Below are 14,580 nucleotides of genomic sequence, written 5' to 3' on the forward strand. Positions count from 1 at the left end.
CATGATCAGGGGCTTCCCTCCGCGCTCTGGCGCTTCGCTGGCTGTGCTGATGCTGCTTTCGGCCTGCGGCGCAGCCGATGCACCGCCACCCCAAATACCCAAGAAGTCGCCGGACATGATCAGCTACGCACCCGGCTCACCTGAACTGGATTCGCTGCAGCTGATGACGGCGACCAGCGGCCCCCTGCCCGTCTCTGCCGACCTCAACGCGCGCATCGCCCTGGATGAAGCGCGCACCAGTCGTGTCGGCGCGCCCGTCGCGGGTCGCGTGACCCAGCTGTTGGCGGATATCGGCCAACCAGTCCGCGCGGGGCAGCCGCTCGCCTATCTTGACGCGCCTGACGTGGGCCAGTCGCGCGCGGACCTGCTGACGGCGCAGGCGCAGCGCAATCTGAAAGCACGGGAAATGGAGCGTTCGCGGATGCTCTATGCCGGGGGCGCCATAGCCAAGCGCGACGTCGATGCTGCCGAAGCTGATGCGGCTTCCGCATCGGCGGAGCTGGAGCGCGCCAGCCTGCGGTTGCGCAATCTGGGCGGGGGCCGCGGCGACGCCCTGCCGCTGACAAGCTCGATCAGCGGCTATGTCATCGATCGCCAGATCAATCCTGGCCAGCAGATCGCGGCCGGACAAAGCCCACTCTATACCGTGTCCGATCCCCGGCATCTCTGGGTCAATGTCGATGTGCCCGAAGATTCGGTCGGCCGCGTGCGCATTGGCGAACGGATCGAGTTCGACGTTCCGGCCTATCCCGACCGTCATTTCAGCGGAACAGTGACGCAGATCGGCTTGGCCGTCGATCCCGCTACCCGGCGCGTCCAGGTGCGGGCGGAAGCGGACAATCCCGACCTCGCGCTTAAACCCGAAATGTATGCGCGTGCGCGACTGACGACCGACGACGGGCGGCGCGCGATCAAGGTGCCCAATGCTGCGATCTTCGAATCCGGAATGAAAAGCTATGTCTTCCGGGTCGAAGCGCCCGGCCGGTTCCGCCGCGTCGCGGTGGAGGTGAGCGAACATGGGGACGCCTATTCCTATGTCACCTCCGGCCTCCGCAACGGCGATCGCATCGTGGGCGAAGGCGCTCTGCTGCTCAACGCTCAGCTCTCCGGGGACTGAACCGATGCTGGAAAGCCTGGCCCGCTTCGTCGTGGAGAAGCGGATCTTCGTGATCATGATGGTGATCGCGCTGATCATCGTGGGCGGCAGCGCAGTGACGACGTTGCCGATCGAAGCCTTTCCGGACGTACAGGATGTCCAGGTGGTCGTCATCAGCCAGCGGCCGGGGCAAGCGCCGGAGGAGATCGAACGTTCGATCTCGCTGCCGATCGAGCGCGCGCTTGCAGGGACGCCGGGCGTCAACGACATCAGGTCTGTCTCCATTACCGGCCTCTCCGTCGTCACGTTGATCTTCAATGACGGGACTGATGATTATTTCGCGCGGTCCCAGGTGCTGGAAAAACTGCGGGACGCTGACCTTCCCGATGATGTCGTGCCCAGCCTTGCGCCGCTTTCCACGGCGGTGGGCGAAGTCTATCGCTATGTTCTCGACAAGCCCAAGGACATGCCGCTTTACGAAGCGCGTGCGATCCAGGACTTCGTAGTGCGCCCGGCTCTTCGCATGGTGCCGGGTGTGGCCGACGTCACCAGCTTCGGCGGCAGTATCAAGCAATATCAGATCCTTATCCGACCCGATCTGTTGAAACGCTACGGAGTTACCGTCGCCGATATCCAGTCCGCCGTGGGCAGCGCCAATTCCAACGTTGGCGGCGGCGTCATCCCACGCGGCGACGAGGTGGTCGTCGTGCGCGGCATCGGCCTTTACCAGGGCATAGACGATGTCGGGAACACGGTGGTCAAGGCGCAGAACGGCAACACCGTTCGCATCCGAGACATTGGCGATGTGAAGGTCGGCACGCCCGAACGCAGCGGCATGGTCGCCTATGATCACAAGGACGACGTCAGCGAAGGCATCGTCACGATGGTCAAGCGCCAGAATGCGGCGGTCGTGGTCGCCGGCGTTCGCGACACGGTGGACAAGCTTAATGCCCAGTTCCGGCTCGACGCCCAGCGCACCGGCCATCAGCCGATTCAGATCAGGGCGACCTATCAGCGCACCAAGCTGCTTGATCGCACGGTCGAGACGGTCGCTGAAAATCTGGTGGTGGGCGCGACGCTCGTCACCGTGCTGCTGCTCGTCTTCCTGCGCAACTGGCGCGCTGCGTTGGTGGTCGCGGCGATCATCCCGCTCGCGCTGCTCGCGGCCTTTTCCGGCCTCAGCTTTGCAAGCGTGCCGGCCAACCTCATCTCCATGGGCGCGGTCGATTTCGGCATCATCATCGACTCCGCCGTGGTTCTGGTCGAGGCGCTGATGGTCGCGCTGGCGCTGGAGGCGGCAAAGCATCATGGCGCGCAGCCCGACAAGATCCGGCGCAAGCAGGTCTTGCGCAACACCGTCACCAGTCTGGCGCGGCCGATCCTCTTTTCGAAAGCCATCATCATCATGGCTTTCGTGCCGATCTTCACCTTCCAGCGGGTGGAAGGGAAGATGTTCTCGCCCGTCGCGCTGACGCTGTCCTTCGCGCTGGGTGCAGCGCTGGTGCTCACGCTCTCCTTCCTTCCCGCCGTGCTCGGCTTCCTGGTCGAGCGCTATGACATGGCGGAAAAGCATATCGCCTGGATGGACCGTCTGAAGGACGGCTATCGGCGGATCATCACCCGATCGCAGCCGCGCACGAAGCTGCTTTTCGGCGCGTCCGTGCTGGTGCTGCTCGTCACGGTTGCGTTGGTGCCGCGCCTGGGATCGGAATTCCTGCCGAAGCTGGATGAAGGCAATATCTGGCTGACCGTGCAGCTGACCCCTTCAGCTTCGATGGACACGACCCGCAGGGTGGAAGCGCGCGTTCGCAAGATCATGCTGTCCTATCCCGAAGTCGCGCATGTCGGTTCGGAAACGGGTCGCCCCGATGACGGCACCGATCCTAAGGGGCCGTCCAGCTTGCAGATGCTGATCGACCTCAAACCCCGCAATGAATGGCGCTCGCAATTCCCCACCAAGGCGGCGTTGGAAGACGACATGCGCAGGAAGGTCGCCTCGATCCCTGGCGTGCCGACCAATTTCAGCCAGGTGATCGAGGACAGCGTGGAAGAAAGCCTGTCCGGCGTGAAGGGCGAAATCTCCATCAAGATCATCGGCAACGACCTCAACATATTGGAGGCGCTGGGCGAAAAGACCGCGCGCGTGGTCGCGGCCGTGCCGGGTGCATCGGACGTCGATGCCGTCAAGATCGGCGGCCAGACCGAAGTGCGCGCCGTGCTGGATCGCGATGCGATGGCGCGCTACGGCCTCAACTCCGACGACGCCAACAAGGCGATCGCGACGGCCTTTGGCGGCGCGACGGTCGGCACCGCCTATGAAGGCGATCGCAATTTCGACATCGTCGTGCGCTTTGCCGCAGACCAGCGCAACGCCGTCGATGATCTCGCTCAGCTGCAGATTCCGCTGCCGACGGGCGGCACCATTTCGCTGGGCGAGGTTGCGCACATCAGCGTGCAGGTCGGCGCTTCGCGCATAAGCCGTGAAAATGGCAGCCGCAACGTCGCGGTAAAGGCCAATGTCGATGGCCGCGACCAGGGCAGCTTCGTGGCTGACGCGCAAAAGGCGGTTGCGCAGCAGGTCAAGCTGCCGGCGGGATATCGGATGGTGTGGGGCGGCCAGTTCGAAAATCAGCAGCGCGCTATGAAGCGGCTGGAAATGATCGTACCGATCGCGTTGTTCGGCATCTTCATCTTGCTGTTCGGGGCTTTCCGGTCGGTGCGGTCGGCTCTGCTGATCCTCGCCATGGTGCCCTTCACGGCGATCGGCGGTGTCGCGGCCCTAGCGCTCGCGGGACTGCACATGTCGGTCTCGGCAGCGGTCGGCTTTATCGCGGTGGCGGGCATCTCCGTTCAAAATGGCGTCGTGATGCTGGAGCATATCACCCACCGATTTGAAAATGGCGACGGCTTCAGCATGGCTGTCGTGGAGGGGGCGATCGATCGTCTGCGGCCGATATTGATGACCGCTTTGATGGCCGGGCTCGGCTTGCTCCCCGCGGCGCTCTCGACAGGCATAGGCTCTGAAACGCAGCGTCCCTTTGCCTGCGTGATCGTCGGCGGCATCATTTCGGCGACGCTGTTCATGCTGGTCCTGCTGCCCCTCTCGCTCCTATGGATCGAGCGCGAGCAGGATATAGACGTGGCGCCCTCAACCATCAGTTCATAAGGTCCCGATAGCGCGAGGGCGGAAGCGGCAAGCTTGTGCGTGCGACCGCGCCCGATAGAAGCACCAGCGTCATGGTGAGCAACACCAACCTTTTCGCGCGCAGCGGTTCGCCGGCCTGCCACAGGATGATCCAGCCCAGCGCCGTCGCCAGCATGACCCAGAGATGATAGCGCAGATCGGACGATATGCTGATCAGGATGAAGCTGGCTTCCTGGAACAGCGCGGAGAGGAACAGCGCTATTGCAAGGTCGCGCTGCGCGCCCGGCGATCGATGCCAGCCATTCCATAGGCCCCATAGGGCAAGGACGATCCAGAGGATCGGCCAGGCCAGCGGCGTTTCCGTCATCCATCCGGCAAGCTTCTGCCATTGCGTCGCCGTCGCGGAGGGATCGGCGAAACCCAGATCATTGGGCTCCGACCGCTCCGGCGGTGCGGCGAGCGGCCAGTGCAGCGGCACCAGCCAACGCTCAGTCGAATTCAGATGCGCAAGGCGGTGGGCGAGATAGGCCACTGGATGCGCGGCCAAGGCTCGGGTGAATTCGCGATAAAGCTGGCCGAGCGGCGCGCGATCCCATTGGCGGATGACAGCCGCGCATGCGCTGTTCTCGCCAAGGGTGTCCCAAAAAAGCGGCTTGACGCAATGATGCGTCTGAAGCGTCTGAATGGATCGAGGATTGAGAACGGCCGGATCACCCGTGCGCACAGCGATCGCGGCGAGGTCATATATCGGCTGGCTGCTGCGCACGCCGCTATCCTGCGCGTCGAGCAGAACGTGGTTGATCGGTTGGGAGACAAGCAGCACCGCTGGGATCGCCAGGATCATGACGGCGACGCGGACGAGTTCATGGCGCGGCCGCGGCGCGAGCAGCATCGCGATCGGCACCGTGGAAAAGGCTCCGTTCGCACGGACCAGCGTGGCATAGACCAGGCAGAGGATCGCCACTGCCAGAGCAACGGCGGGAAGGGGCCGGCGGCGCAGACGATAGCTGCTGACGATGCCGACCGCGAGGGTCAGCGCGCCGACAAGCTGGCTGTCCTTTACCACAACGGCGAGCCAGCCGAGCAGCAGCGGCGACGCACCCACCGCCAGCAGCACCGCTGCCTTGCGGTTACTGCTCAATGAGCGGCTTATCAGCCCCAGTCCCAGCCAATATCCCGTCATCTGCAAGACCAGCAGAACGGCCGTACTCGGCCCGGCAAAGGCGAATAGCGACCAGAGCCGCGCCATCACCGGGGGATGCCAATCGGTGTAGCTCTGGCTCATGATCTCACGATATTGGACGATCGTGTCATATTCCGCGATGCCCGGCCAGAAGAGCAGGAGCGATGCGGCCAGCAGAATACAGGAGGCAGCAATTGGCCAGGCTGACTGGAGCCCGATCCGCTGCTTTATGGTAGCCTCCATCGCTTTTCTCGTCTCCGCTGGAGGATTGGCGGACAAATTCGCCAATCACCGAAAGATGCTCGGTATCTTAGCCAATAGCATGATCAGGCAAATGGGCCGACGGGAAGATATTCGGCATAAGCCTCAGTCGCTGGAGGAGCGGGCGTGAGGTCGAGAAGTTGGGAAACCGCCAGGGCGGTCATAAGCTGAGCCGGAGAAGCGCTCCCTAGATCCTCAGCTTGTGTAGGTGATCAGTTGTTGGCCGCGAAGCTCCGCGCGCTGATGTCACGCCCGTAATGCGCGGCCGCCCGCAGGAAAATCAGGCCGCCGAGTACCGTAAGCAGGCTCATCGACAGCAAACTGTAACGCAGCGCGTCTGCCTGGAACCGGCCAGTGAGCGCATCGCTTACCAGGCCAGCGATGACGGGGCCCATGGCGCTGCCGACCACATTGATGATCACGATCAGTAGCGCCGTTGCCTGGGATCGGTGTTCGGGAGAAATCAGATGGGAAACAGCGCCGAATGATGGCCCCATCCAGGATGAGCTTAAAAAACCTCCCAGCATCAGCAAAAGCCCGATCACCGGCACATTCACTGACAAAAGCGGGAGGGAAAGGCCAGGCCGCATGGTCAGCATGAACAGGAACACCGGAAATGCGAGGATGAAGCACAGCGCAGGCAGCCGCAATTGCCAGCGCTGGTCGCGTTTCGTCAGCGCATCGACGACCGCACCGCTGGCGAAGCTGCCTGCCACGCCACCGATGGTCGAACAGGTCCCGAGCCAGAAACCCGCCTCCGCCGCGGTCATTCCATGTGAACGTATCAGGAGCGTTGGGAGCCAGATGGAACTCGCATATCCGAAGATATTGAACACTCCCGTGCCCAGCGCCAGCAATCGTAAAGAGGGTATCGACCAGCAGTGGCGTATGGCCGTCCATCCAGTGCCACGCTTTGGATCGGCCTGGCCTCCGGCTTCGGACTTTGCGCGCCTCTTGGGCCCGGTGAGCCATATGAGTAGCGCGATAGGGATGCCCGCCGTCGCCATGAGGAGAAAGGCCGACCGCCAGCCCCACGCCGAGGCGATGGCGCCGCCTCCCGACAGACCCACTACCAAGCCGAGATAGGGTGCGGACGCGAGGAAACCGAGTGCCGTCGATCGCGACCTGGTTCCGAAAAGCTGCGATATCATCGACTGGGACGCCGGCATGCTTCCGGCTTCGCCTACGCCGACCAGAATACGGGCGGCAGTGAGCGGCAGCATCCCCGTGGCGACGCCGCAAAAGCCCGTTGCGGCGCTCCATAAGGTTGCGGAGATAGCCAGCACCTTCCGGCGCGACCAGCGATCCGCCAGGGACGCAAGCGGCATAGTGAACAGAAGGTAGCTTATGGTGAAACCTGGTCCGGCGACTATCCCGAGCAGACTGTCGCTCGCGCCAAATTCCGCCTTGATCGCGGGGATGGTGATCGAAAACAGATACCGGTCCGCGTAACTCAACACGTTAGCCGCCGTCAGCACCATCAATATGTAAATGGCGTAAACAGTGGATGACTGCGGGCGGTTCGTTGCGGTCTGCAAGAGCGCGGAATTGGACATGTTTTTCTCTTTATCAGCTCCCAGTTCGGCCCGAAAATCGGGGTAGGGAAAGGGAGCATATTTCTAAGCAGGCACACTCCGCGCGCCCCGCACGAGCCGACCCGGCAAGGCTCCGCTGGGCTCGCCGTCGCGATAGGTCACCACCCCGCTGACGATCGTGGCGTCGAAGCCATCTGCGCGCTGCGTCAGACGCCGGCCTCCTGCGGGAAGATCGTAGGCGATCCTTGGAGCATGCAGCTTCAGCCGGTCGATATCGATGATGTTGATGTCCGCCTTGTAGCCCGGTTTCAGCAGGCCGCGATCATTGAGCCCGACCGCGCTGGCCGTCTCGTGGCTCAACTGGCGGATCGCCCAAGGGAGAGGAAGGCGGCCGTGCGCCCGGTCCCGCGTCCAATGGGTCAGGACGAATGTGGGAAAGCTGGAATCGCAGATCAGGCTGTAGTGCGCGCCGCCGTCACCCAGCGCGATCAGGCTGTTGGGATCGGTGATCATACGGCGCACCGTTTCCAGATTGCCGCCGACATAGTTGGACGAGGGCATCATCAACACGCCCCGCCCCTCATTTTCCAGCAGCACGTCGAGCGCCAGTTCCTGCGCCGTCACATTGTCGCGCACCGCTCGCGCGCCCAGACGCGTACCGGCGTCGGGTTCGTAATTGGGCGGATCGCCCATCGGATAGAGATCACCGACATCGCTCGCCAACGTCATGTAGAGCGGGTTGGTCGTTTCCGGCTGTTCCGACAGCAGTTGCGCGCGGAAGGCGGGATCGCGCAGCCTTTCGACTTTTTCGGCCAGCGGCAGATGCTCGATCGCCTTGAAGCTGGGGTGAAAGCGGAAGGGATGGAAGGACAGCTCCAGTCCGAACACCATGCCGATCGGGCGCGGGAAGACCTGCGCACGGATCGGAAAGCCGTCGCGATTGGCTTCGTCGACCATCTGCAGCATTTTTTGCGGCAGATCGGGCTGATATTTCTTTTCGAGCAAGCTGAAGGAGAGCGGCCGGCCAGAGGTCGTCACGATGCGACGGAACAGCGCCATCTCCTCCACAGGATCGCAGCCATATTGCGAATTGGGAATCAACTGGAACACACCCGTTCCGGCATCGGCCAAACCCTGGGCGAGGGCGAGCAGTTCGGCCTGTGCGGCATCCACCGAGGGAGCGAGATCACCGTCCACCGTGCGGTGACCGTGGCTTTGCGATGTCGTAACGCCCAGCGCGCCCGCTTCCACTGCCTCGCGCACGATCGCGCGCATCGCCGCCAGATCGTCGGCGTTCGCCTGCTCACGCGCGGCGCCGCGCTCGCCCATCACGAACACGCGCACGGCCGAATGCGGCAGCTGCGCCGCGAAATCGACGTCCGTCTGCCGCGCAGCGAGCGCGTCGAGATATTCAGGAAAGGTTTCCCAGTTCCACGGTATGCCCTCGGTCATCACGACTTCGGGAATGTCCTCCACCCCTTCCATCACCCGCACCAGCATGTCGCGCTGGTGCGGGCGGCACGGTGCGAAGCCGACGCCGCAATTGCCCATCACCACGGTGGTCACGCCGTGGCCGGAGGAAGGGGACAGCCGGTTTTCCCAGGTGACCTGTCCATCATAATGGGTGTGGATGTCGACGAAGCCCGGCGTCACGAGCCGCCCGGTGGCGTCGATTTCTTCCTGGCCCGAACCTTCGACCCGACCGACCGCGGCGATCTTCCCATCCTTGAGCGCGACATCGGCCACGAAGGGTTCACCGCCGCTGCCGTCCACGACCAAGCCATTCCGGATGACGATATCGAACTGGACAGTCATGCGGCTTCCTCTCCAATCATCTTATCAGCCGGGCCGCATAGTCGGCCCCGAGCCCGACAGCATCATAGTGGCGGCGGGCGTTCGCCAGCTTGGTGAAAACATCTTCATAGCCGAGCGTGACCCCGTCAGGGTCCACATAGGTGTAGCCGCCGGATACGTGGAAAAGGGTGATCATCTCGCCAGCGCCTTCGGGCACGACCAGCGTATGAGTCTCGCCCGGCGGTTCGTAGGCATAGTCGCCCGCCCGCGCGATCCAGTCATGTTCAAGATAGCGCCACTCGCCTCGCAGCGTGAAGGCGTGGACGGGTCCGCTATGCCGATGCCGCGACAGTAGGCCGCTGGCCCTAACCCGCAGCAGGTTGACATAATAGCCCTGCGCTACGCCGAACATCAGCGGCCGGAACGACACGCCGGGCGCTTGCTCCACCCAGAGCCGCTCATCGCCGCCATCAAGGTCGAGCGCACCGCCCAGGAAGAGGTCAGGCAGCATATCGACCGGCCGCACCCCGCGATAGGGAATGGCAAGACCGTCGGGACGCTGCGTTTCTAGGGAGATTGTCACGGTCGAGTTTCCTCCTTTGCCGTTATTCTGCGGTGAGCGCTTTGGGCAGGGAAGCATCGTGGATCAGGAAATGCTCGACCTCGGAAAACGCGGTTCATCCCATAGATCGAGCAGGCATTCGGCGCTCTCCATCTGTTCGTCCTGCAGCGCTGACGCTGTCAGATTGATTATCGTTGAGACAGAATCGCAGTCCGCGCCTGCCTTTCTGCCGCGTAACCTACGGTGCCATTTCTCACGGTTCAACAATATTCGACCCTATGGTCGGAAAATAGGCTAGGACGTAGCATTGGATTGATGAGCGGCTATGCTAGTGGATCTGAAACGCCCGGTAGCTGGAAACGGGGTATCGTCGAATTTGGGAATGAGCGCTCGATTGGAAAAGAAAAATCCGGCAACCTCTCTGCGCCGGGGCCGACCCCGCAAGCTGGAGCTGGGGCAAGTCATCGATGCGGCGTTGGCGGTCGGATTGCAGCAACTCACAATGGCGGCGGTGGCGGAACGGCTGGGCGTCGCCAAGGCTGTCCTGTACGGCTATGTCGCGAACCGGGAAGAATTGATCCGGGTCGCCACGGCGCACGCCGCACGACGTCTGCAATATCCCGAAGACCACGGTCAGCCCTGGTCCACATGGATCCTCGAAGATGCTCGCGCCCTGTACGAGGTGATGACCATGGACGGCGAGCTTCTGGAGACATGGCTTAACGGTGGGCAGTCGCCTCATGTCGAAATAGATGCGGGCGAAACATGGTTGAGGGCCATGACCAGCCGCGGTTTTTCAGGGGAGGAGGCGCTGCAACTGCGGCGCGCGGTCGCGCATTTGGTAATCGGCGCTGCCGCCGCTTCCAAAAGGGAGCGCGCGCTTCATGTCCAGGGCCGTCCGCGCGGGGTGGCGATCAAACAGGCGGTCGCCAACCGCGCCCCGGAGGAGACGCCCCTATTACGCCAGTTCCTGAATGTCTTCGCACGCGAAGTGACCGAACATAATTGGGAATATAGTTTGTACGTCCTGTTGCGAGGCGTCATGGCGGCGCGCGATGTTCTGGCGCTGCGCGACGGCGATTCCCAGCTTCCGTTCGAAGAACGCCCACCTTTGGAAATGCCGCCCCCGTTCAGCCGCTAGTATTTCATCCATAGCCCTGGACTGGCGATCGGATCGATGGCTGCTAAGCCGGATCGATGCCCCAGAGCCGAGCTGAGGTGAGGGACGCATTTTCCGTAAGTGCCGTGCGCGGGGTGGCGCGCATCGCCTCCACCACCTCGTCGCCCGCCGCGTACCAGATCGGTCCTTTGCCCAGATGCTGCAGCGCGCCCGATGCGACCGCCTGGGAAGTCATGGCGGGAAAGCCGCTGTCCGGCATCATGCCTGAACGCTGCATCGCGGGCGTGTCGGTCAGCGTCGCAACCGCGCACAGCACATCGACACCCTGGCGCGCCAGTTCCCAGTTCAACCCTTCGGCCAGCACCATCTCAAACGACTTGGTGGCGGCATAGGCAGCTACATAGCCGCTGCCGACGAGCCCCGACATCGAAGAGACAAGGATCATGCCCCCGCGGCCGCGATCCCGCATTGCCGACAGGGTAAGGTGGGAGAATATGGCGGGTCCATCGCAGTTGAGACGGATGAGGTTGCGCGCATGGTCCAGCGGATTGTCCAGGAACAGACCCACGCCATGTGTTGCCCCGGCATTGTAGATGACCAGGCCATATTCATGCTCGGACAGCAGGTCGGCTGCGCGTTCAGCAAGATCGGGACAGGTAAGGTCCATCGGACGGCAGTCCACCGCCACGCCATGGCGCGCACCTATGCCCGCCCCGGCCGCCTCCAAAGCGTCGGCCGATCGAGCGACCAGCGTCAGGTCGAAGCCGGTCTGGGCAAGCTGTTCGGCGAAGGCCGCGCCTATCCCCTCCGATCCTCCCAGGATCAGCGCTCTTGGGCCGTAGCGGTTCAGGAAATCCGCATCCAGCACAACAGCCGTCATGCCAGTCCCCCGACCTCTGCGGCAAGGACGGCAGGCCGGGAACGTGCGCCCCGCACGAGCTTTCCGGGCAATGCCCCCGTCGCCTCGCCTTCTCGGGAGACCAGTTGACCGGCCAGCATAGTGACATGATAGCCATCGGCCCGCTGCATCAGCCGCCGTCCGTTGGCTGGGAGGTCGAACACCACCTCTGGCGCGTGGAGGCAAAGCCGGTCCATATCGATCACATTGATATCGGCCCGATATCCTGGCGCCAATATGCCGCGATCATGCAATCCGACGAGAGCGGCGGTATCGCCTGTCATGGCCTTGATCGCCCGCTCCAGCGGCACGCGGCCACGCTGTCGATCGCGCACCCAATGGGTCAAGAGATAGGTGGAATAGCTGGCGTCACAGATCGCTCCATAATGAGCGCCGCCATCGCCAAGGCCCATCACGGCGTCCGGGTGCATCAGTATTTCACCCGTTCCGTCGAGATTGCCCTCCGCATAATTGGAGATGGTGATGTATAGTTGCCGCTTTCCGCCCCGCTCCAGCAGCAGATCATAGGCGTAGGAAGCAGGCGAGATGCCCAGCGCCTTGGCGCGCGCGGCAATGCTGTCGTCGAGAGACGGCTCGTAATCCGGAATGTCCGCCAGAGGAAAGATCCTGTCGAACTGATGGACGAAGTTGGTGAGCGCATTGCCCGGGTCGGGCGTCAGCGGATCGGCAAGGATCGCTGCCTTGATTTCCGGCCGGTGCAACTCGGCCAGCTTTTCCTCGAACGGCAGCGAAGCAAGCGAGCGATAGGTTGGACTGGTGCAGAAGGGATGAAGCGTCAGTTGATGCCCCATGATCGCGCCGGTCGCCCTGCCCAAAACCTGCACCCGGAAATGATGCCCCGCCTTGTTCGCCTCACGCACCCGGCCCAGGAGATGGCTGCGTGATGGATCGGTCGGAGTTCCTGCCGCCGGAAAGGTGATCGGCCGGCCGGAGCGCTTCGCGATCCGCAGCATCATGTCGAATTCGGCATCCTCGTCCGCAAAATCGCTGACGAACTGGAAGGTGCCGCCGCCCGCCTGCGTCATCGCATCCGCCAGTGCCTGGAGTTCCGCCTCTTCAGCCTGCAGGGTTGGTATCAGATGCCCATCGATCGAACGGTGGAACATCGTGCGCGAAGTGCCGATGCCGAGCGCACCGGCGGCGACGCCCTCTCGCACCAGGGCGGCCATCTTCGCCCGATCCTCAGCCGTCGCAGCTTCGCGCGCTTCGCCCCGCTCACCCATCACATAGACCCGCAGCGCCGCGTGGGGGATCAGCGCGGCGACATCGGCATCGAACCGGCGAGAGGCAATGCTGTCGAGATATTCGGGGAAGCTTTCCCATGTCCATGGCAGACCTTCCGTCAGCACGGGATTTGGAATGTCCTCCACCCCCTCCATCAGCCGCACCAGCATATCGCGCTGGTGCGGGCGGCATGGTGCGAATCCGACGCCGCAATTGCCCATCAGGACGGTCGTGACGCCATGCGCGGTTGAGGGGCGCAAATGATGGTCCCAGGTGACCTGTCCGTCATAATGGGTGTGGATATCGACAAAACCCGGAGTGACGATCATCCCGCTCGCGTCGATCTCGGTCACGCCCCGGTCCAACCCTGGGCCGACTGCAGCAATGGTATCGGCAACGATGCCTATGTCCGCCGGATAGGGAGCGGTGCCCGTTCCGTCGACGATCAGGCCGTTGCGGATGACGATATCGAATTTCTGCATGTCCACAATCCTCTCCAGGCGTGCGGCGTCTGCCGCGCTGCACGCCGTTCCCATCCAACTTATCTCAGTTTTCAGGCCGGGCGTCATACAAATGGATGAGCCGCTCCACGAATTTATGTGGCAGTCAGGAACGACTCAAATGGGAGAGGCAAAATGACGTTTCAGACGCGACGCCTGCCAACAATTGGTCAAGAGGTCGTCGGGCTCGATATCGACGGCAAAATTGACGATGAAACACAGGCCGCACTACGCCGCTTGTGGGACGATACCGGCCTTATCCTGTTTCGCGGCGCCGGAACTTCACCCGAGCGGCTTCTTCGGCTCAGCCGAGTATTCGGCGAAACGGAACCCCACCCCATTCCCGACTTCCGTCATCCCACCGAGCCGGAGCTGATCCTGCTGACCAACAAGGGCGGGCTGCGCGGCCCCGTCTATGCCTTTGACGGCGTACCCACTTATGGCCGCATCCCCTGGCATACCGATCTTGCCTTCAGCACCACGCCAAATGCGGGCGCCATGCTCAACATGATCGAAAAGGCGGCGATTGGCGGCCAGACGGCCTGGCTGGACACCGAAGCAGCCTATGCCGCGCTCGATCCGAGCCTCAAGCGGCGCATAGCAGAGCTGGAGGCGCGCTTCGAATTTTGTGCCGATCTCAGCAAAATCCGGTTCAGCAATCCGGGTGGAGTTCGCGTTGGCGAGACCAAAGCCAAGTTTCCCGATTTTCCTCCGATCACCCGTCCAGTCGTTTGGCAGCATCCCACGACCGGGCGAACCATCCTCAACATCTGCCCGCTCAATATCCGCAATATCGTCGGCATGAATGAGGCGGAAAGCGACAGGCTGATCGAAGAACTTATCGCCGCTGTCGAGCAACCGGAGTTCATTTACGAACATGCCTGGGAAGAAGGCGACATCATTCTGTGGGACAATTACCGGATGATGCATCGCGCGGAGGGGCATCCGGTCGATGTCATCCGCGTCGTTCATCGCACGACCTTGCGCGGCGACGCTACCGTCGGCCGTACAGCTACCCAGCTTGCCGAAACCGGATCGGGTTGAGCAGGCCCCGCCCCGTTGCGTGCGAAGTAAACTTCTAGCTTTGGGGAATTTCCATGAAGTCAGGCCGCAGGCGAGCGGGGGAAAGGCTCAATAGGATATCAAGAACGGATCGCCTGCTGACAGAAAAAGATAATGGGTCGAATTAAGGCAATTGACGAACAGCAGCATTGGAGGGAAGCTTCAAAATATAAGCATAA

At 62.6% G+C, this 14,580-nt stretch carries 10 protein-coding genes; 4 read left to right on the top strand and 6 right to left on the bottom strand.

Going from position 1 to position 14,580, the window contains the following annotated elements; all coding sequences use genetic code 11:
* Position 1: 1 nt before the first annotated feature.
* Both ACZ5Y5_RS17640 and ACZ5Y5_RS17645 read left to right on the top strand, forming a co-directional pair.
* Positions 2 to 1,117 carry an efflux RND transporter periplasmic adaptor subunit gene (locus tag ACZ5Y5_RS17640; RefSeq protein ID WP_464810726.1) on the top strand — a complete coding sequence of 372 codons (1,116 nt, stop codon included), beginning with the start codon at positions 2 to 4 and terminating at the stop codon, positions 1,115 to 1,117.
* 4 nt (positions 1,118 to 1,121) lie between these two features.
* A complete protein-coding gene (locus ACZ5Y5_RS17645; protein WP_464810727.1) occupies positions 1,122 to 4,262 on the top strand; it encodes an efflux RND transporter permease subunit in 3,141 nt (1,046 codons plus the stop codon).
* Here the strand turns inward: ACZ5Y5_RS17645 and ACZ5Y5_RS17650 are convergent.
* From ACZ5Y5_RS17650 to ACZ5Y5_RS17665, 4 genes are all read right to left on the bottom strand, one after another.
* Positions 4,252 to 5,667 carry a hypothetical protein gene (locus tag ACZ5Y5_RS17650; RefSeq protein ID WP_464810728.1) on the bottom strand — a complete coding sequence of 472 codons (1,416 nt, stop codon included), beginning with the start codon at positions 5,665 to 5,667 and terminating at the stop codon, positions 4,252 to 4,254. The two genes, ACZ5Y5_RS17645 and ACZ5Y5_RS17650, sit on opposite strands and share 11 nt — an antisense overlap.
* Positions 5,668 to 5,897: 230 nt before the next feature.
* Complete coding sequence (locus tag ACZ5Y5_RS17655; RefSeq protein ID WP_464810729.1) at positions 5,898 to 7,241, bottom strand: spinster family MFS transporter; 1,344 nt, start codon at positions 7,239 to 7,241, stop codon at positions 5,898 to 5,900.
* 63 nt (positions 7,242 to 7,304) lie between these two features.
* Positions 7,305 to 9,035 (bottom strand): N-acyl-D-amino-acid deacylase family protein, encoded by a 1,731-nt coding sequence (locus ACZ5Y5_RS17660; RefSeq protein ID WP_464810730.1) that lies wholly within the window; start codon positions 9,033 to 9,035, stop codon positions 7,305 to 7,307.
* Between the two features lie 16 nt (positions 9,036 to 9,051).
* Complete coding sequence (locus ACZ5Y5_RS17665) at positions 9,052 to 9,525, bottom strand: 2,4'-dihydroxyacetophenone dioxygenase family protein (protein ID WP_464811642.1); 474 nt, start codon at positions 9,523 to 9,525, stop codon at positions 9,052 to 9,054.
* A gap of 445 nt (positions 9,526 to 9,970) precedes the next feature.
* Between ACZ5Y5_RS17665 and ACZ5Y5_RS17670 the strand changes: the two genes are divergently transcribed.
* On the top strand, positions 9,971 to 10,717 hold the full coding sequence (locus tag ACZ5Y5_RS17670) for a TetR/AcrR family transcriptional regulator C-terminal domain-containing protein (RefSeq protein ID WP_464810731.1): 747 nt from the start codon (positions 9,971 to 9,973) through the stop codon (positions 10,715 to 10,717).
* Positions 10,718 to 10,760: 43 nt separating this feature from the next.
* On the opposite strand, the gene ACZ5Y5_RS17675 is transcribed toward ACZ5Y5_RS17670, so the two are convergent.
* Together ACZ5Y5_RS17675 and ACZ5Y5_RS17680 are read right to left on the bottom strand one after the other, a co-directional pair.
* Positions 10,761 to 11,576: an SDR family NAD(P)-dependent oxidoreductase gene (locus ACZ5Y5_RS17675; protein ID WP_464810732.1), complete on the bottom strand. Its 816-nt coding sequence runs from the start codon at positions 11,574 to 11,576 to the stop codon at positions 10,761 to 10,763.
* Positions 11,573 to 13,321: an N-acyl-D-amino-acid deacylase family protein gene (locus ACZ5Y5_RS17680; RefSeq protein WP_464810733.1), complete on the bottom strand. Its 1,749-nt coding sequence runs from the start codon at positions 13,319 to 13,321 to the stop codon at positions 11,573 to 11,575. The genes ACZ5Y5_RS17675 and ACZ5Y5_RS17680 overlap by 4 nt, the downstream gene beginning before the upstream one ends.
* 153 nt (positions 13,322 to 13,474) lie before the next feature.
* Between ACZ5Y5_RS17680 and ACZ5Y5_RS17685 the strand changes: the two genes are divergently transcribed.
* Complete coding sequence (locus tag ACZ5Y5_RS17685) at positions 13,475 to 14,383, top strand: TauD/TfdA dioxygenase family protein (RefSeq protein ID WP_464810734.1); 909 nt, start codon at positions 13,475 to 13,477, stop codon at positions 14,381 to 14,383.
* Positions 14,384 to 14,580: the final 197 nt, after the last annotated feature.

It is taken from the genome of Sphingobium sp. TomTYG65 (genome assembly GCF_055395525.1).